The organism is Streptomyces sp. NPDC048479, assembly GCF_040651435.1.
Classification (GTDB): Bacteria; Actinomycetota; Actinomycetes; order Streptomycetales; family Streptomycetaceae; genus Streptomyces.
The window spans coordinates 403391-420768 of sequence record NZ_JBEZKA010000002.1 but is presented as its reverse complement, the minus strand read 5'-3'; the positions used below and the strand labels follow the sequence as shown (position 1 = coordinate 420768).

General features: G+C 69.8%; 16 protein-coding genes and 1 pseudogene. 7 read left to right on the top strand and 10 right to left on the bottom strand.

What is annotated here, in order from left to right; all coding sequences use genetic code 11:
• Positions 1–74: 74 nt before the first annotated feature.
• A complete protein-coding gene (locus tag AB0D12_RS04800) occupies positions 75–1439 on the top strand; it encodes an NAD(P)-binding domain-containing protein (protein WP_362677090.1) in 1365 nt (454 codons plus the stop codon).
• 146 nt (positions 1440–1585) lie between these two features.
• Here the strand turns inward: AB0D12_RS04800 and AB0D12_RS04795 are convergent, their stop codons facing one another.
• The gene (locus AB0D12_RS04795) at positions 1586–1777 is read right to left on the bottom strand and encodes a hypothetical protein (protein WP_327326814.1); all 192 of its coding nucleotides are present in this window, start codon (positions 1775–1777) and stop codon (positions 1586–1588) included.
• 164 nt (positions 1778–1941) lie between these two features.
• Between AB0D12_RS04795 and AB0D12_RS04790 the strand changes: the two genes are divergently transcribed.
• Complete coding sequence (locus tag AB0D12_RS04790; protein WP_362677087.1) at positions 1942–3075, top strand: glutathione-independent formaldehyde dehydrogenase; 1134 nt, start codon at positions 1942–1944, stop codon at positions 3073–3075.
• A 158-nt stretch (positions 3076–3233) separates the two neighbouring features.
• Here AB0D12_RS04790 and AB0D12_RS04785 read toward each other — a convergent pair whose 3' ends face one another.
• The 3 genes and pseudogenes from AB0D12_RS04785 to AB0D12_RS04775 all read right to left on the bottom strand — a co-directional run bounded on the left by AB0D12_RS04785 (position 3234) and on the right by AB0D12_RS04775 (position 5280).
• Positions 3234–3737 (bottom strand): hypothetical protein, encoded by a 504-nt coding sequence (locus AB0D12_RS04785; RefSeq protein ID WP_362677290.1) that lies wholly within the window; start codon positions 3735–3737, stop codon positions 3234–3236.
• Between the two features lie 145 nt (positions 3738–3882).
• Positions 3883–3954: pseudogene (locus AB0D12_RS04780) on the bottom strand (tat (twin-arginine translocation) pathway signal sequence domain-containing protein); the annotation flags it as partial.
• A 186-nt stretch (positions 3955–4140) separates the two neighbouring features.
• Entirely contained in the window at positions 4141–5280 is a 1140-nt protein-coding gene (locus AB0D12_RS04775; RefSeq protein ID WP_362677085.1) for a magnesium and cobalt transport protein CorA, read from the bottom strand.
• A 158-nt stretch (positions 5281–5438) separates the two neighbouring features.
• On the opposite strand from AB0D12_RS04775, the gene AB0D12_RS04770 reads away from it, so the two are divergent.
• Positions 5439–6560 (top strand): winged helix DNA-binding domain-containing protein, encoded by a 1122-nt coding sequence (locus tag AB0D12_RS04770; protein ID WP_362677083.1) that lies wholly within the window; start codon positions 5439–5441, stop codon positions 6558–6560.
• Between the two features lie 87 nt (positions 6561–6647).
• On the opposite strand, the gene AB0D12_RS04765 is transcribed toward AB0D12_RS04770, so the two are convergent.
• Positions 6648–7475, bottom strand: a complete 828-nt coding sequence (locus AB0D12_RS04765; protein ID WP_362677081.1) for a helix-turn-helix transcriptional regulator — start codon at positions 7473–7475, stop codon at positions 6648–6650.
• A gap of 101 nt (positions 7476–7576) precedes the next feature.
• Here AB0D12_RS04765 and AB0D12_RS04760 point away from each other — a divergent pair, with 101 nt between their 5' ends.
• Positions 7577–9271 carry an AMP-binding protein gene (locus AB0D12_RS04760; RefSeq protein ID WP_362677079.1) on the top strand — a complete coding sequence of 565 codons (1695 nt, stop codon included), beginning with the start codon at positions 7577–7579 and terminating at the stop codon, positions 9269–9271.
• Positions 9268–10863 (top strand): AMP-binding protein, encoded by a 1596-nt coding sequence (locus AB0D12_RS04755; protein WP_362677077.1) that lies wholly within the window; start codon positions 9268–9270, stop codon positions 10861–10863. Before AB0D12_RS04760 ends, AB0D12_RS04755 begins: the two co-directional genes overlap by 4 nt.
• Here AB0D12_RS04755 and AB0D12_RS04750 read toward each other — a convergent pair.
• Positions 10860–11369, bottom strand: coding sequence for a GNAT family N-acetyltransferase (locus AB0D12_RS04750; RefSeq protein ID WP_362677075.1), 510 nt, complete (start codon positions 11367–11369; stop codon positions 10860–10862). The two genes, AB0D12_RS04755 and AB0D12_RS04750, sit on opposite strands and share 4 nt — an antisense overlap.
• 181 nt (positions 11370–11550) lie before the next feature.
• Positions 11551–12285: a hypothetical protein gene (locus AB0D12_RS04745; protein ID WP_362677073.1), complete on the bottom strand. Its 735-nt coding sequence runs from the start codon at positions 12283–12285 to the stop codon at positions 11551–11553.
• Between the two features lie 203 nt (positions 12286–12488).
• Between AB0D12_RS04745 and gcl the strand changes: the two genes are divergently transcribed.
• Positions 12489–14267: a glyoxylate carboligase gene (gene gcl, locus AB0D12_RS04740; protein WP_362677071.1), complete on the top strand. Its 1779-nt coding sequence runs from the start codon at positions 12489–12491 to the stop codon at positions 14265–14267.
• A gap of 98 nt (positions 14268–14365) precedes the next feature.
• Here the strand turns inward: gcl and AB0D12_RS04735 are convergent, their stop codons facing one another.
• Positions 14366–14716 (bottom strand): hypothetical protein, encoded by a 351-nt coding sequence (locus tag AB0D12_RS04735; protein ID WP_362677069.1) that lies wholly within the window; start codon positions 14714–14716, stop codon positions 14366–14368.
• A gap of 89 nt (positions 14717–14805) precedes the next feature.
• The gene (locus AB0D12_RS04730; RefSeq protein WP_362677067.1) at positions 14806–15162 is read right to left on the bottom strand and encodes a hypothetical protein; all 357 of its coding nucleotides are present in this window, start codon (positions 15160–15162) and stop codon (positions 14806–14808) included.
• Positions 15163–15296: 134 nt separating this feature from the next.
• On the opposite strand from AB0D12_RS04730, the gene AB0D12_RS04725 reads away from it, so the two are divergent.
• A complete protein-coding gene (locus AB0D12_RS04725; RefSeq protein WP_362677065.1) occupies positions 15297–15680 on the top strand; it encodes a hypothetical protein in 384 nt (127 codons plus the stop codon).
• 192 nt (positions 15681–15872) lie between these two features.
• On the opposite strand, the gene AB0D12_RS04720 is transcribed toward AB0D12_RS04725, so the two are convergent.
• Positions 15873–17330, bottom strand: coding sequence for a catalase (locus tag AB0D12_RS04720; protein WP_362677063.1), 1458 nt, complete (start codon positions 17328–17330; stop codon positions 15873–15875).
• Positions 17331–17378 lie beyond the last annotated feature (48 nt).

Sequence of the window (17378 nt, the reverse complement as noted above, 5' to 3'; positions counted from 1 at the left end):
TTGACACATGTCGATACAGAGCTCATGCTGACCCCATTGGACATCGACATACGTCGAAACAAAGGAGAGCCGTCGTGACTGCGCCCGCCATCACCGAGCTGCCCGTCGTCGTGATCGGGGCCGGCCCTGTAGGCCTGGCCGCCGCTGCCCACCTGATCGAGCGCGGCCTCGAACCGCTGGTCCTGGAAGCCGGACCGGCCGCGGGCAACGCCGTGCGGGAGTGGTCTCACGTGCGGCTCTTCTCCCCCTGGGGCGAGGTCGTCGACCCGGCCGCCGAGAAGCTGCTCGCTCCCACCGGGTGGGTGCGCCCGGACGGCGCGACGTACCCGACCGGCGGTGACTGGGCGGAGCGGTACCTCCAGCCGCTGGCTGACGCCCTCGGCGACACGGTCCGCTACGGCGCGACCGTCACCGGCGTCGCCAGGGCCGGCCGTGACCGCATCGTCGACTCCGGGCGCGACGAGCAGCCGTTCACGGTGCACCTGACCACGGCGGACGGCCGGGAGGAGCGAATCACCGCCCGCGCGGTACTCGACGCCTCCGGCACGTGGACGACCCCCGGCCCGATCGGCGCCGACGGCCTGCCCGCCATCGGCGAGCGCGCGGCTGCCGACCGGATCTCCTACCGCGTCCCTGACCTCCGCGACGCGGCCGTACGCGCCCGTTTCGCCGGCAAGCGCACCGCTGTCGTCGGCTCCGGCGCCTCCGCATTCACCGCCCTTGCCGCCCTCGCCGATCTTGCGAAGGGTGAACCCGGTACGCACGCGATGTGGATCCTGCGCCGGGGAATCGGTGCCCATACCTACGGCGGCGGCGAAGCGGACCAGCTCCCCGCTCGCGGCGCCCTGGGGCTCGCCGCGAAGGCTGCGGTCGAGGCCGGGCGCGCGAGCGCGGTCACCGGCTTCCGCACGGAAGTCGTCGAGCGTGCCGGCGACGGGCGTCTGGTGCTGGTGGCGGACGATGGCCGCCGCACCGAGCAGGTCGACGAGGTCATCGTGCTGACCGGCTTCCGCCCCGACCTGTCGTTCCTCTCCGAGGTCCGCCTCGGCCTGGATGAGCGTCTCCAGGCTCCGACCTCGCTGGCGCCGCTGATCGACCCCAACGTGCACTCCTGCGGCACGGTCTACCCGCACGGCGTGAACGAGCTGTCCCACCCGGAGAAGGGTGTCTATCTGGTCGGTATGAAGTCCTACGGCCGCGCGCCGACGTTCCTGGCCATGACCGGATACGAGCAGATCCGCTCCATCGCCGCGGCCCTCGCCGGCGACCGGGAGGCCGCTGAGCGTGTCGAACTCACCCTGCCCGAGACCGGAGTCTGCGGTGGCGCCGGACTCTTCGACAAGCCCGAAGCCGGCGAGAGCTCTGGCGGGGGCTGCTGTGCCGCGCAGGCCACCCTGCAGATCGGCATCGGCGCCCCAGCGGCCACGGGCGGTTGCTGACCGTCGTGACCGAGGTGCACGCCTGCGCGGCCTCGACCGGAACAGGGCGTGCCAGTCACGGGGGGCCGGGGAACGAGCGCCATGGGCATGATCGTGAAAAAGAGAGGCCCTGGGCGTCCGGGCGGATCACCGTTCGGGCACCGGGGTCAGCGGTCGGCGATGTCCTCGCGGAGGCCGTCGGAGAACTCCCACCACGACAGTGGAAGCCAGTCGCCGTTGACGAAGGCATCGACAGTCGCGCCGCGACCGCGTACCGCCACCGTCGTTCCGGGCGGGTACGTGGTGCCGGACAGTCCGGGTACTGGGACGAGCAGGGTCCCGAGCCGTTGTGCTGCCATTTCCTCGCCCTCCTTTTCCCGGTGCGACACCAGGCCTGATATTCCTCCCGAGACTAGCGGGTTGTCTCTTGGCGCAGGTCGGAGAATCATGAGAGATAGGTCACGCGAATATAGCGGGCGGGGGGGCAGGATTTTACGTGCATTGCCGAGCGGAGGTGCCAGTCATGAAAGCCGTCGTGTACAAGGGACCGTTCTCCGTGGCGGTCGAAGACGTTGAAAAGCCAAAGATCCAGCACCCGAACGATGTGATCGTACGGATCACCTCCACCGCGATCTGCGGCTCCGACCTGCACATGTATGAAGGCCGTACTGCCGCCGAGCCCGGCATAGTCTTCGGCCACGAGAACATGGGAATCATCGAGGAAACCGGCCAGGGCGTCACCTCGCTCAAGAACGGCGACCGCGTCGTCATGCCCTTCAATGTCGCCTGCGGGTTCTGTACCAATTGCGTCGAGGGGTTCACCGGATTCTGTCAGACCGTCAATCCCGGCTTCGCGGGCGGCGCTTACGGCTATGTCGCCATGGGGCCCTGGCCGGGCGGCCAGGCGGAATACCTGCGCGTTCCCTACGCCGATTTCAACTGTCTGAAGCTGCCGCCGGGAAACGAGCACGAGTCCGACTTCATGCTGCTCGCCGACATCTTCCCCACCGGCTACCACGGCTGTGAACTCGCCCAGGTCCGCCCGGGTGAGAGCGTCGCCGTGTACGGCGGCGGGCCGGTAGGGCTCATGGCCGCCTACTCGGCCCTGCTGCGCGGCGCGAGGAAGGTGTTCGTCGTGGACCGCGTTCCCGAGCGGCTGGAGAAGGCTCGGGAGATCGGCGCGGTTCCGATCAACTTCGCCGAGGGCGATGCCGTGGAGCAGATCAAGGAGCAGACCGAGGGCGTCGGCACGGACAAGGGCGTGGACGCCGTCGGCTATCAGGCGATGGCGCACGGCGCTGACCGCGAGGAGCCGGCGACCGTCCTGAACTCGCTCGTCGGCACGGTCCGGGCCACGGGAGCGCTCGGCGTGCCCGGCCTCTACGTCCCGGCCGACCCCGGAGGCCCTGACGAGCAGGCCAAGCACGGCATGCTCCTCGTCTCGATCGGCAAGCTCTTCGAGAAGGGTCTGCGGATGGGTACGGGGCAGTGCAACGTGAAGCGCTACAACCGGTACCTGCGCGACATGATCATCGAGGGCAGGGCGAAGCCGAGCTTCGTCGTCTCGCATGAACTGCCCCTGGACCAGGCGCCGTCGGCGTACGACAAGTTCGACAAGCGGATCGAGGGCTACACGAAGGTCGTGCTGCACCCGTAGCGGAAGGTCCGACCGCAGCGTCGTATGAACTGGGTGGGCACTCCCCAGGTCCCAAGGACCTGGGGAGTGCCCACCCGGGCACGACCCGGGTGGTGCCCGCCTGCTCCGGCCTACTGGGGTCCGTCGTGGCCTGGTCGTGAGCTGCCCGCTCGATGCCACTACGGATTGAACTTTCGGCAGTGCCGGATGGCCCACGTCTTCCGTACCGTCACGTCCGTGAACAAGACCACGACCGAAGACGAGAGCGCGGCCGGGTCCGGGGCGGCCGGCTTCCGGCGGGTGCTTGATCCGGCCGCCTCGACCCCTCGCAACGTTCGGCAGGGCCGCTCCTCGTCCACAACCAGCTTCAGCGCCTCGCTGATCGCGTAGGCGGCAATGGTGCCGACACCGATCACGATGGCTCCTGCGGCGCCGGCCGCGTCCTTGCGGCGGACTGCTGCCCAGCACAGCCAGACCAGCAAGAGCCCAAGGATCACCAGGGTGCCCTCGGTGGCCACCTCAAGAAGCGAGCCCATCCACGCCGGTGCGTCCGCCACCGCTTCGGTCGCCGACCGGTACGCGGATACCGAAGCCCCTTTCGTGACCTCAGTTGCGCCGGCCTCGCCCAGCCCGCCCGGGGACAGCCGGACAATCGCGCCGGCCCCCGCTCCCAGTAATGCCACGGAGCCCATCAATCGGGCGACCCAGAAGGTGTGGCAGACGCCAGTGCGACAGGACCAGCGGGTGGGGATGTCGCTCGGACCGCCCGCCTTTGGGGTGGTGATGCCGCTGCGGGCGAGAGGGGGCCGGTGCCCGGTGCACCGGGTGCTGGTAGACCGCGAGAGTGGAGCGGATCGAGGTGATGGCTTTGCGGGTGCGGTCGGAGATCGTGCCTTCCAAGCGACTCGGTGTCCGTCTGGCTCGACCCCAACCACGGCGACCTCCTCACCGACCTCCTGGTCGGAAGGTAGAAGAGATCACGGCGCGCTGATTCTCCCCAGCCACTCCCCAGTGGGCGCAGAGTGCTATGGCAAGGTGTGCGCGATCGCAGATTCAATGGCGTTGGTGAGGGCTGGGGGTGGCGGCCTAAAGCCAGTCGCGGCGCTTGAAGATGAAGTACAGGCTCACACACACGACGGCCATCAGCAGGATCGCGAACGGATACCCCGCCGCCCACTTCAGCTCCGGCATCGTCTCGAAGTTCATGCCGTAAATCGTTCCCACGAGTGTGGGAGCAAAGAGGATGGCGGCCCAGGACGAGATCTTCTTGATCTCCTCGTTCTGCTCGAAGCCGGCCTCCGCCAGCGCCCGCATCTCCGCGTTCTGCTGCTGCGTCACCAGCGTCGCGTTGACCGTGAGGATGTCCGCCAGCGCCTGGCGGAAGCCGTCCACGCGCTCGCTGGTGTGCGTGACATGGTCGGCGACGTCGCGCAGATAGCGCTGGAGCTCCTCGTCCGTGCCGTACTTGGCGAAGCCCGCCATCAGGCCGTGGAGCATGCCGACCAGGGGGCGGGTGGCGCGCTGGAACTCGACCATTTCGCGGGAGAGTTCGTAGATACGGCGGGACACCGCCGGGTCGCCGCCGAACACCTCGGTCTCGATCTCGTCGATGTCGTTCTGCACGCCCGCGACGACCGGGGCGTAGCCGTCGACGACCGCGTCGAGGATCGCGTACAGCACCGCCTCCGGGCCGAGCGCGAGAAGTTCGGGAGTCTTCTCCATCCGGTTGCGTACGGCAGACAGGTCCGGGGCTGCTCCGTGGCGGACCGTGATCAGGAAGTCCTTGCCGACGAAGGCATGCAGCTCGCCGAAGTCGACCTCCTCCTGGGCGTCGAGATAGCGGGCGGCGCGCAGCACCACGAACAAGGTGTCGCCGTACCGCTCCAGCTTCGGGCGCTGGTGGGCCTCAAGAGCGTCCTCGACGGCGAGTTCATGGAGGTCGAACTCCGCGGCCAGCGAGAGGAGTTCGGCCTCGGACGGGCGGTGCAGCCCGATCCATGCCATGCCGTCCGGGTACTCACGCAGCTGACGGAAGGTCTCGGCGAGCGAGTCCGGCGTCGAGACGCGGCGTCCGTCGCGGTAGAGCGCGGCCTGGACGACGCTGCCCTGGTCCTTGTGTACGGGGGAGGGGGCGGGCGGCTCGGCGGCTGCGGGTGCTTGTGGGGGCGGGCTCGCGGGCGGCAGTGGGCGGCGGCGCCATTGGTGCCTCTTCGAGGAGCGTGGCATCGCGGTCTCACCTCCCACCTCGAACGTCTGCGGCTTGCGCCGGTATGGCCTCGGAGCAGGATATCCGGGCCGAATTGCCCTGGCATGACGGGGTGGCGGCCCAGGCGTACCACCATTGCGGACAGAAGTTGTCCGCAAGCCTGGGTAGCGTGTGGCGCATGGCCTCGAAGACGACGAACCCCGTACTCGGCAACCGCGCGCTGAACCGCGCCACCCTGGACCGTCAGCTCCTGCTGCGTCGCGCCCCCAAGTCCGCGATGTCCGTCAAGGGCGCCGTCGAGCACCTCGTCGGCCTCCAGGCGCAGAACGTGAAGCCCCCGTACTACGCGCTCGCCGCCCGCCTGGACGGCTTCGACCCCGAGGAGCTCTCCGCGCTGATGGCTTCCCGCGACGTCGCCCGCCTGGTCACCATGCGCTCCACCATTCACACGCACTCCGCCGACGACTGCCTCACGCTGCGGCCGCTGGTCCAGGCGGCGCGCGACCGGGAGCTCACGCAGTTCCGCAAGGGTCTGGCCGGGGTCGACCTGGCCCGGCTCGGCGCCCTCGCCCGCGAGCTGGTCGAGGAGCAGCCGCGGACCATGAAGGAGCTGCGCGAGGCTCTGCTGAAGGAGTGGCCGGACGCCGATCCGTTCGCACTCTCCGTCGCCGCCCGCTGTGTACTGCCGCTGGTGCAGGTCACCCCACGTGGGCTGTGGGGCAGAAGCGGCCAGGTCACGTTGACCACTGCCGAGCACTGGTTCGGCAGGGCGACCGAGCCGGTGCCCGCGCCCGACGGCACCGTGATCCGCTATCTCGCCGCCTTCGGGCCCGCATCGGTCAAGGACATGCAGATGTGGTCCGGACTGACCCGGATGCGGGAGGTCTTCGAGCGGCTCCGGCCGCAGCTGGCCGTCTTCCAGGACGAGAAGGGCGTCGAGCTCTTCGACCTCCCCGACGCGCCCCGCCCCGACGCCGACACCCCCGCGCCGCCCCGCTTCCTCCCCGAGTTCGACAATCTGCTGCTCTCGCACGCCGACCGCAGCCGGGTGGTGGCCGAGGAGTACAAGGCGCGCACCTGGAAGGGCAACATGGCCCACTGCACCTTCCTCGTCGACGGCTACCTGGCCGGCATCTGGCGGCTGGCCGAGACCAAGGAGCGCGCGACCCTGACCGTGCAGGCCTTCGGGAAGCTGACCCGAGCGCAGTGCGACGCGCTGGCCGAGGAGGGGGAGCGGATGCTCACCACCATGACCTCGGCCACCGCGCACGACATCCGCTTCGGGACCTTCAGCGAGTAGACCTGTCCGGGCCTTGATCGGCGGTAAGGGTTGGTTGTTCGCGCCTTGATCGGCGGTGGGGCTTGGTTGTCCGGGGGCAGGCCCCAGCTACGGCAGCAGGCCCGCGCGGCGCGCCGCCACCACCGCCTCGAGCCGGGTGTGCGCCCCCAGCTTCCGCATCGCGGCCCGCAGATACCCCTTCACCGTCTCCGGCTTCAGGCCAAGACGCTCCGCCGCTGCCGCGTTCGTCGAACCCGCCGCGACACAGGCGAGCACATCCAGCTCGCGCGGCGCCAGCGCGACGGTCTGCTCGCGCGGCGGGCCGCCCGCCGCGGCCGCCAGCCGGCGGCCGACCGCCAGGAGCGTCTCCCGCAGTGTCTGGTCGCCGATCCGCGGTGCCAGCGCGCGCAGCTCCCCGTGGACCTCGCGGACCTCCTCCCACGCCCCGGGGCCGGCCACCGGCTCCCGGGCCGCGGCCAGCAGCCGCTGCACCTCGTCCCGTACGACCAGGGCCTGCTCCACATCGCGCGCCGCCGCCACCGCCGCGTCGAAGGTCCGCTCGCCCAGCGCCACCGGCTCACGGAGCGCGCCGTACAGCACACCCCGCACCTTGCGCCGCACGACGACGGGCACCGCCAGCACCGAGCGCAGCCCCTCCGTCGCCACCGCCGCGTCGTACTCATGGCTGATGTGCCGAGCCGAGGGGTAGTCGCTCACCGCGCACGGCCGCGACAGCGCGATGGACTTCCCGCCGAGGCCGTTGCCCGCGCTGATCGCAAGACCGCGCAACGCTCCCGTCGCCGTGCCGCTCAGTTCGGCGATCCGCAGCTGTCGGGCATCGTGCAGCAGTCCGCCGAAGGCGACCGGCAGCCCGGTCGAGCGGCGCAGCCGGTGCAGCGCCGCTCGCATCTCCACAGCATCGACCGACTCGGACACCTGCTCTTCTCTCTGTGAGGGGTCACCCCCGTACGGGGGTAGTGAGACCTGGGTCACTGATTACACGATGTCGGTAGCCGGTCCCGCAATGAGGAGGACACATGACGTCTGGCAGCGCGACGGAGAGGTTCCGGGCCGCCCGGGATTTCCTGCTGCAGCACAGGGATGACTACGCAACGGCGTACGAAGGCTTCGCCTGGCCGCGGCTCGAGCGCTTCAACTGGGCACTCGACTGGTTCGACGAGATCGCCACCGGCAACGGCAGGACCGCGCTGCACATCGTCGAGGAGGACGGCAGCGAGGTCAAGATCTCGTTCGGCGAGATGTCCGTGCGCTCCGACCAGGTCGCCAACTGGCTGCGGGCGCAGGGCGTAGAGGCCGGCGACCGGATCCTCGTGATGCTCGGCAACCAGCAGGAACTGTGGATGACCGCGCTGGCCGCGATGAAGCTGCGGGCGGTCGTCATTCCCGCGACCCCGCTGCTCGGCCCGGTGGACCTGCGGGACCGGATCGAACGTGGACGCGCACGGCATGTCGTCGTGCGCGAGGCGGACACGGCCAAGTTCGCCGAGGTGCCGGGGGACTACACCCGGATCGCGGTGGCGGACCGGGGCGCGGCCGGTGTGCCGGGCTGGCTCGACTTCCACCAGGCGTTCTCCGTGCCGGGCCGCGGCGACTTCGAGCCCGACGGCGTCACGCATGCGGACGACCCGCTGATGCTCTACTTCACCTCGGGCACCACGGCCAGCCCCAAACTGGTCGAGCACACCCATGTCTCGTACCCCGTCGGCCACCTGTCGACCATGTACTGGATCGGCCTCAAGCCCGGCGACGTCCACCTCAATATCTCCTCGCCCGGCTGGGCCAAGCACGCCTGGTCGAACCTCTTCGCGCCCTGGAACGCCGAGGCGACCGTCTTCATCCTCAACTACACACGCTTCGACGCCGGCCGGCTGATGTCCGAGATGGACCGGGCGGGCGTCACCAGCTTCTGCGCCCCGCCGACCGTCTGGCGGATGCTGATCCAGTCCGATCTGAGCGGGCTGCGCACGCCGCCGCGCGAGGTCGTCGCGGCGGGCGAACCACTCAACCCGGAGGTCATCGAGACGGTCCGCCGGGAGTGGGGCGTGGTGATCAGGGACGGCTTCGGCCAGACCGAGACCGCCGTCCAAGTCGCCAACTCTCCGGGCCAGTTGCTCAAGGCCGGCTCGATGGGCCGACCCTGTCCCGGCTTCAAGGTGGAGCTGCTCGACACGGTGACGGGCCGGCCGGGCGCGACGGAGGGCGAGATCTCGCTCGACCTGTCCGGCGGTCCGGTCGGTCTGATGACCGGGTACCACGGCGACCCGGAGCGTACGGCCGAGGCGATGGCGGGCGGCTTCTACCGCACCGGTGACATCGGCGCGCGGGACGCCGACGGATACATCACCTACATCGGGCGCTCCGACGACGTCTTCAAGGCCTCCGACTACAAGATCTCGCCGTTCGAGCTGGAGAGCGCGCTCCTGGAGCACGAGGCGGTGGCGGAGGCGGCTGTCGTACCGGCCCCGGACCCGGTACGGCTCGCCGTGCCCAAGGCGTTCATCGTGCTGGCGGAGGGCTGGGAGCCGGGGCCGGACACGGCGAAGCTGCTCTTCGAGCACTCGCGCGCCGTCCTGGCCCCGTACAAGCGCATCCGCCGTCTGGAGTTCGCCGAGCTGCCGAAGACGGTGTCCGGGAAGATCCGCCGGATCGAGCTGCGCGAGCGTACGGCCGAGGGCTCGGCCGCCGAGTACGACGAGGGGGACCTGCGATGACGCTCTCCTACGCGCACGGCACCGGCACGACGGCGCTGCTCGGCGACACCATCGGCCGCAACCTGGACCGCGCGGTCGCCGCCCACCCGGACCGCGAGGCGCTCGTCGACGTCCCGTCCGGGCGGCGCTGGACGTACGCGCAGTTCGGCGTGGCGGTCGATGAGCTGGCGCGCGGCCTCCTCGGGACCGGTGTGCGCAAGGGCGACCGGGTCGGGATCTGGGCGGTCAACTGCCCCGAGTGGGTGCTCGTGCAGTACGCCACCGCCCGCATCGGCGCGATCATGGTGAACATCAATCCGGCATACCGGGCGCATGAGCTGGAGTATGTGCTGAAGCAGGCCGGGATCTCGGTCCTGGTCGCCTCGCTCGCCCACAAGACCAGCGACTACCGGGTGCTGGTGGACCAGGTGCGGGCCGACTGCCCCGAGCTGCGTGCCGTCCACTACATCGGCGACCCGTCGTGGGACGAACTGCTCGCCGCCGCTCAACCGGGCTCACCGGATGCCGAGTTGTCCTGCGACGACCCGATCAACATCCAGTACACCTCCGGCACCACCGGTTTCCCGAAGGGCGCCACGCTCTCCCACCACAACATCCTCAACAACGGTTACTTCGTGGGGGAGTCGGTCGGCTACACCGAGCAGGACCGGATCTGCATTCCCGTGCCCTTCTACCACTGCTTCGGCATGGTCATGGGCAACCTCGCGGCCACCTCGCACGGCGCGTGCATGGTCATCCCGGCGCCGTCCTTCGATCCGGCCGCCACGCTCCGCGCGGTCGCCGAGGAACGCTGTACCTCGCTCTACGGCGTCCCGACGATGTTCATCGCCGAGCTGAACCTTCCCGACTTCGCGACGTACGACCTCTCCTCGCTGCGCACCGGCATCATGGCGGGCTCGCCCTGCCCGGTGGAGGTGATGAAGCGGGTCGTCGCCGAGATGAACATGGCGGAGGTGTCGATCTGCTACGGCATGACGGAGACCTCCCCGGTCTCCACCCAGACCCGTCGCGACGACGACCTGGAACGCCGCACCGGCACCGTCGGCCGTGTCCTGCCCCATGTCGAGGTCAAGGTCGTCGACCCGGCCGGCGGCGTGACCCTGCCGCGGGGGGCGGCGGGCGAGCTGTGTACCCGCGGCTACAGCGTGATGCTCGGCTACTGGAACGAGCCGGAGAAGACCGCCGAGGCGGTCGACGCGGGCCGCTGGATGCACACCGGCGACCTGGCGGTGATGCGCGAGGACGGCTGTCTCCAGATCGTCGGCCGGATCAAGGACATGATCATCAGGGGCGGCGAGAATATCTATCCGCGCGAGATCGAGGAGTTCCTGTACGGCCACCCCAAGATCGCGGACGTTCAGGTCGTCGGTGTCCCCGACGAGAAGTACGGCGAGGAGATCCTGGCCTGTGTGATCCCGCGCGATCCGGCGGACCCGCCGACGCTGGAGGACCTCGCCGAGTACTGCCGCGAACAGCTCGCGCACTACAAGATCCCGCGCAGGCTGGAGGTCCTCGCGGACTTCCCGATGACGGTGAGCGGCAAGGTCAGAAAGGTGGAGCTGCGCCGGCGGTACGGCCCTGAGGAGCGCTAGGCGAGTTCCCGGCGCATGCACACCCGGGGCCAGTGGTCCAGGCCGTGCCGGGCCTCCGCACGTCTGATCTCCCGCAGCCCTTCGGTGAGTTCGTCCTCGTCGAGCGTGCGGAAGCCCAGGCGGGTGTAGTACGGCGCGTTCCACGGCACCTTGGTGAACGTCGTCAGCGTCAGCGCCGTCAGCCCGTCGGCGACGGCGCACGCCGCGAGGTGGTCGATCAGGGCGCTGCCCAGTCTGCGACGGGCGGCGTCCGGATGGACCGACACCTGCTCGATATGGGCCGCGCCGTCGACGTCGTCGGAGATCAGATACGCGAGCGGGCGGCCCGATCCGTCGGCCGACACCCAGGCGCGGCCCCGCCGCCGGTAGCGGTCCAGGAGATCGAGAGCCGGGGGTTCGTCGTCGGCGATCGCCGCCATGCCGAGGCCGCGGAAGGGCTCTCCGGCAGCCCTCTCGATGTCCTGGAGCAGGGGGAGTTCGGCGAGTGCGGCCGGTCGGATACGCATACGGGGAGTATGGCCCAGCGGTTTCAGGCCCCGCAGCTCGCTCCGCCGCCCATCGGGTTGTGGGCACGGAAAGGCCGGGATCGTTGCTGCCGCGCCCGAGCAGTCCGCCGTTCCGGGCGAAGTGCGGTACGAACCGGAGCAGGGCCGGATCCCCGTACAGCGCGACCGACATTCCATGCCGTTATGCGCCGGTGGAGATCAATTCGTCCGCCGGGCCGTTGACCGGCTGAGGGCTGCCCGTGAGGTCCATGACGAAGAGCGGGATGCCGAGGTGGTCGGCGCGGGACCTGGCGTCCTCCGCGTACCCCGCGAGAGAGAAGAAGACGCTCGCGGCCGAGATGCTCAGTCCGTTCAGCCAGAGGCATTCGACATCGCGCAGAGTGGCGGGGTGGGTGGACGGGTCGACCTGGGCGACCAGGCCGGGACCGCGCAGATCTATCCCGGACGAGGGCCTGACCTCCGGCTGGACGACATCGCGGAATCCCAGCCACTTCAGATAGAGCGCCGCCGCGGTCACCGCGTCGCGCGCCGTGCGGATGGTGAGCGGGCGGAAGGTGGGGCGCGGCGCGGTGACCGTACGGGGGAACCGGATGGGCGCCGGGCGCATGGGTGGGGCGGCCGACGTGGCGGCCGGTGACGCCGGGAGCGGGGCGCTCACCGGGCGGACCGGGATACGCAGCACCGTGCCGCAGGGGCAGCCGAGCTCCGGCTGCGGCCACTGGTCCTGGCGCCCGCACTCCTGGCAGCGGACCGTCACCCAGTCGTCCGTCCAGGTGCGGTGGGTGATCCGTTCCGGGGGAGCGCCGCGCAGCAGCGGCGGGGCGAGCGGGGCACCGCACGCGCAGGGATAGAGCGTCGGCGCGTACAGGTGGTCGCGGCGGCAGGCAGGACAGCGAACCGGCACGGTCTCGGCCATCGCGGTCCCCCTTCCCCAGGTGCTCCGGTCCATCGTCTACCAAGCGCGAGGCCTTGGGGAGCGACTTCGGGCATCCCTTGACGTCGCTCCGCAGGCGTCCTACATTACTTCCGTATAGCAGAACTAAACTTCCGCATTATGGAATCGATGCTCTCGAGTGACGCGCAAGAGCCCGACTCCGCCCGGCTGAAGCAGGAGCACCCATGCCTCGTATGACCGCTGCCCGAGCGGCAGTTGAGATCCTCAAGCGCGAAGGCGTCACGAACGCGTTCGGTGTGCCGGGCGCGGCGATCAACCCCTTCTACAAGGCACTGCAGGCCGGCGGGGGCATCGACCACACGCTCGCCCGCCATGTCGAGGGCGCCTCCCACATGGCGGAGGGCTACACCCGCGCCAACCCCGGCAACATCGGTCTCTGCATCGGAACGTCAGGTCCGGCCGGCACCGACATGATCACCGGGCTCTACTCGGCCATCGGCGACTCGATCCCGATCCTCTGCATCACCGGCCAGGCGCCGACCGCGGTGATCCACAAGGAGGACTTCCAGGCCGTCGACATCGCCTCGATCGCCAAGCCCGTCACCAAGGCGGCGACCACCGTCCTGGAGGCCGCGCAGGTCCCCGGCGTCTTCCAGCAGGCCTTCCACCTGATGCGGTCAGGACGGCCCGGACCGGTCCTCATCGACCTGCCGATCGACGTTCAGCTGACCGAGATCGAGTTCGACCCGGAGACGTACGAGCCGCTGCCGGTCTACAAGCCGTCCGCGACCCGCGCCCAGGCCGAGAAGGCCATCAAGCTGCTCAACGCGTCCGAGCGCCCGCTGATCGTCGCCGGCGGCGGCATCATCAACGCCGACGCCTCCGAGCTGCTGGTCGAGTTCGCGGAGCTGACCGGCATCCCGGTCGTCCCGACCCTGATGGGCTGGGGCATCATCGCCGACGACCACGAGTTGAACGCCGGGATGGTCGGCCTGCAGACCTCGCACCGCTACGGCAACGCGACCTTCCTCGAGTCGGACTTCGTCCTCGGCATCGGCAATCGCTGGGCCAATCGCCACACCGGCGGCCTGGACGTCTACACCAAGGGCCGCACGTTCGTCCACGTCGACATCGAGCCCACCCAGATCGGCAAGATCTTCGCCCCGGAGTACGGCATCGCCTCCGACGCCAAGGCAGCGCTGGAGCTCTTCATCGAGGTGGCGAAGGAGCTCAAGGCCGCCGGCCGGCTGCCGGACCGCGCCGAGTGGGCCGCCTCCGCGCAGGAGCGCAAGGCCACGCTGCAGCGCCGTACGCACTTCGACAACGTGCCGATGAAGCCGCAGCGCGTGTACGAGGAGATGAACAAGGCCTTCGGTCCGGAGACGCGCTACGTCACCACCATCGGCCTCTCCCAGATCGCCGGTGCGCAGATGCTGCACGTCTACAGGCCGCGCCACTGGATCAACTGCGGCCAGGCGGGCCCGCTCGGCTGGACCATCCCGGCCGCGCTCGGTGTCGCCACCGCCGACCCGGAGACTCCGGTCGTCGCGCTGTCGGGCGACTACGACTTCCAGTTCATGCTCGAGGAGCTGGCGGTCGGCGCGCAGCACAGGATCCCGTACGTCCATGTCCTGGTGAACAACGCGTACCTGGGCCTGATCCGCCAGGCGCAGCGCAATCTCGACATCAACTTCCAGGTCAACCTGGAGTTCGAGAACATCAACTCCCCGGAACTGGGCGTCTACGGCGTCGACCACGTGAAGGTCGTCGAGGGCCTGGGCTGCAAGGCGATCCGCGTCACCGAGCCCGACCAACTGCTGCCGGCCTTCGAGGAGGCCAAGAAGCTGGCCGCGGAGTACCGCGTCCCGGTCGTGGTCGAGGCGATCCTGGAGCGGGTCACCAACATCTCGATGGGTGTCCAGATCGACGGCGTGAACGAGTGGGAGGAGCTCGCCACCGAGCCGGGTCACGCCCCGACGTCGATCAAGCCGCTCAAGGTCTGACGCTCACCCCGCGGCGTCCAATGCCGCCGTGTGGAATGCCGCGGCGTCCAATGCCGCGGTGTGGAATGCCGCAGTCACGAACGGCCTCCGTCCCGGACTCACTCCCGGACGGAGGCCGCTTCGTTGTCCGCCTCATTGCCTGCGCCGTCGCCGCGCAGAAGGCCACCGATGGCCTCGATACCCGCGCGGACGGCACGCTCGCCGAGATTGCCGAAGCCCAGGACGAGTTGGGCCGGGTCCGTCGCGCACGACGAGCGGTGCGGACTCATGCCGTACAGGCTCAGCGAGCGCGCCCTGGCCGCGGTGATCACCGACTGCTCGTCGGCGCCTCGCGGCAGATGGGCCACGGCATGGAAGCCGGCCGCGAGACCGGTCAGCCGGACCTCGGGCGCGTGCTCGGTGAGTGATGCGACGAGCGCGGCGCGCCGCTGCGCGTAGACCGTGCGCATCCGCGCAAATGCCGGTCGTAGCGGCCCGATTCGATGAGCGCGGCCGGCGCGAGTTGGTCGAGTTCGGGGCAGCCGCGGTCAGGACGCCGCTACAGCTCGGCGACCGCGCCGGCCGGTGCCGGCGGGCAGAGAATCCAGCCGAGCCGTATCGCGGGCGCCAAAGACTTGCTGACGGTGCCGAGAGCGACCACCCGGTCCGCGGCCAGGCCCTGCAGCGCGCCCACCGGTTCGCGGTCGTAGCGGAACTCCGCGTCGTAGTCGTCCTCGACGATCGTCGCGTCGTGCCGCGCGGCCCAACTCGCCAGTGCCAGACGCCTTTCCGGGCCAGTACGATGCCCGGTCGGCCACTGGTGGGCGGGCGTGAGGACGACCGCGCGGGCGCCCGTCGTCTCGAGCGCGTCGACGTCGACGCCGTACGTGCCGACCGGCACGGCAACGGCGTCCATACCGGCCGCGGCGGCCGTCTCGTTGTACCCGGGGTCCTCGAAGGCGACCTTCCGTACGCCGCCGTCGGCCGGCGCGCGCAGTACGAGATTCGATGGCGGTCGGCTCCTGGTGGCGGGGCTCTGCCGTGACGCTGGTGAGCTCGTACAGCATCGCCCAGGCGGTCGTCCCGGTGGAGCACCGCACGGAGGGCATGACCTGGCTGACCACCGCGGCCTCGGCGGGCACGGCCCCGGGCGCGCCCCTGGCAGCCCACTTGGCCGATGCCTACGGCTCGGCGGCCGGCTTCCTCTTCGCCTTCGCCGCGGGTCTGATCGCCCTCGCCGTCACCGGCCTGGGCCGCCGGGCGCGCTGGCCGTGTGAGACCGCCGGGGCAAAAAGGGCGCCGAGTACGGGGCTGTCCGTACTCGGCGCTCGGGCTGTGAAGTTGTTACCGCCCGACGGCGCGAGGCTGGCGCGACAGGACATTCGCGCCGCCGGGCGGAGACTGTGGGTCGGGCTGGGACCGCAGCGGCGGTGATTGCTCCCCGGGCTCCCCTTCCTTCAGGTCAGAAAGGGGACCCGGGGACCTTCACCACCGCACTGGCATCACCTGCCGCTGCGGTCCTCGCCTCCGCCCGCTCCGCATGACCACCCCTCATCCGGATCTTGCGGTGCGGGCTCGGCGCCCGGATGTCTGACTTTCCGTCAAATACCGGGCGCAGCCTTGTTGCTAGTCCTCGCGCAGGGCGCGGACCGCTTCCTCGACGCGCTTGCCGTAGTCGGCGTCGGCGGCGTGGAAGTGGGCGAGGTTCTTCTCGATCACGTCGTCGCGGGTGACCTGCGAGAGGCCGCCGGCGATGTTGGCGATCAGACGGGACTTCTCCTCGTCCGACATCAGGCGGTAGAGCTCGCCCGCCTGGAAGAAGTCGTCGTCCTTGACATGGGCCGGCGCCGCGTGGGTGCCGGTCCAGCCCTGGACCGCGAGCGGAGCCGACAGCGCGGCGTCCGTCTGAGCGGGACCGGCGTACGAGTTGGGCTCGTAGTTCTTGTCGGTGCGGCGGCCGTTGCGGGTCGCCATCAGGCCGTCGCGGCCGTAGTTCTCGGCAACCGTCGCCCTCGGCGCGTTCACCGCGAGCTGGGTGTGGTTGACGCCCAGGCGGTAGCGGTGCGCGTCCGCGTAGGCGAACAGCCGGCCCTGGAGCATCTTGTCCGGCGAAGGACCGATACCCGGAACGAAGTTGTTCGGCGAGAACGCGGCCTGCTCGACCTCGGCGAAGACATTGTCGGGGTTCCGGTCCAGGACCAGACGGCCGACGCGCTGCAGCGGGTAGTCGCTGTGCGGCCACACCTTGGTGAGGTCGAACGGGTTGAAGCGGTAGTCCGCGGCCTCGGCGGCCGGCATCACCTGGACGTACAGGGTCCAGGACGGGTTCACACCGCGCTCGATGGCCTGCAGCAGGTCCGTCTGGTGGCTGTTGGCGTCCTTGCCCGCGAGCTCGGCGGCCTGCTCGCTCGACAGGGAGCGGATGCCCTGGTTCGTCTTGAAGTGGTACTTGACGAAGAAGGCCTCGCCGGCGGCGTTCGTCCACTGGTAGGTGTGCGAGCCGTACCCGTTCATGTGGCGGTACGAGGCGGGGATGCCGCGGTCGCCCATCAGCCAGGTCACCTGGTGCGTCGCCTCGGGGGCGTACGCCCAGAAGTCCCAGACGTTGTCCGGCTCCTGCTTGCCCGTGAAGGGGTCGCGCTTCTGGGAGTGGATGAAGTCGGGGAACTTGATCGGGTCCTTGATGAAGAACACCGGGGTGTTGTTGCCGACGAGGTCGTAGTTGCCCTCGTCGGTGTAGAACTTCAGCGCGAAGCCGCGCGGGTCACGGACCGCGTCCGCGCCGCCGAGCGAGTCGGCGACGGTGGAGAAGCGGATGAACGTCTCCGTGCGCCGGCCGACCTTGCCGAGGAAGTCGGCCTTGGTGAAGCCGGTGACATCGTCGGTCACCTCGAAGTAGCCGTACGCGCCGCTGCCGCGGGCGTGCACGACGCGCTCCGGGATGCGCTCACGGTTGAAGCGGGCGAGCTTCTCCAGCAGGTGCTGGTCCTGGAGAAGGATCGGGCCACCGACGCCGGCGGTGGCGGAGTTCTGGTTGTCGGCGACCGGGGCGCCTGACTCGGTCGTAAGCACACGCTGCGTCATGGTGGCGGGATTGACCTTCCGGGCTGGAGCTGCTGACGGCCCCTGGAG

Bases quoted from the DNA above. Each gene is read 5' to 3' on its own strand.
- AB0D12_RS04755 (WP_362677077.1), top strand. From the start codon at position 9,268: ATGACGCTCTCCTACGCGCACGGCACCGGCACGACGGCGCTGCTCGGC.
- AB0D12_RS04735 (WP_362677069.1), bottom strand. From the start codon at position 14,716: ATGCGCACGGTCTACGCGCAGCGGCGCGCCGCGCTCGTCGCATCACTC.
- AB0D12_RS04775 (WP_362677085.1), bottom strand. From the start codon at position 5,280: ATGCCACGCTCCTCGAAGAGGCACCAATGGCGCCGCCGCCCACTGCCG.
- AB0D12_RS04795 (WP_327326814.1), bottom strand. From the start codon at position 1,777: ATGGCAGCACAACGGCTCGGGACCCTGCTCGTCCCAGTACCCGGACTG.
- AB0D12_RS04745 (WP_362677073.1), bottom strand. From the start codon at position 12,285: ATGGCCGAGACCGTGCCGGTTCGCTGTCCTGCCTGCCGCCGCGACCAC.
- gcl (WP_362677071.1), top strand. From the start codon at position 12,489: ATGCCTCGTATGACCGCTGCCCGAGCGGCAGTTGAGATCCTCAAGCGC.
- AB0D12_RS04750 (WP_362677075.1), bottom strand. From the start codon at position 11,369: ATGCGTATCCGACCGGCCGCACTCGCCGAACTCCCCCTGCTCCAGGAC.
- AB0D12_RS04730 (WP_362677067.1), bottom strand. From the start codon at position 15,162: ATGGACGCCGTTGCCGTGCCGGTCGGCACGTACGGCGTCGACGTCGAC.
- AB0D12_RS04720 (WP_362677063.1), bottom strand. From the start codon at position 17,330: ATGACGCAGCGTGTGCTTACGACCGAGTCAGGCGCCCCGGTCGCCGAC.
- AB0D12_RS04770 (WP_362677083.1), top strand. From the start codon at position 5,439: ATGGCCTCGAAGACGACGAACCCCGTACTCGGCAACCGCGCGCTGAAC.
- AB0D12_RS04790 (WP_362677087.1), top strand. From the start codon at position 1,942: ATGAAAGCCGTCGTGTACAAGGGACCGTTCTCCGTGGCGGTCGAAGAC.
- AB0D12_RS04760 (WP_362677079.1), top strand. From the start codon at position 7,577: ATGACGTCTGGCAGCGCGACGGAGAGGTTCCGGGCCGCCCGGGATTTC.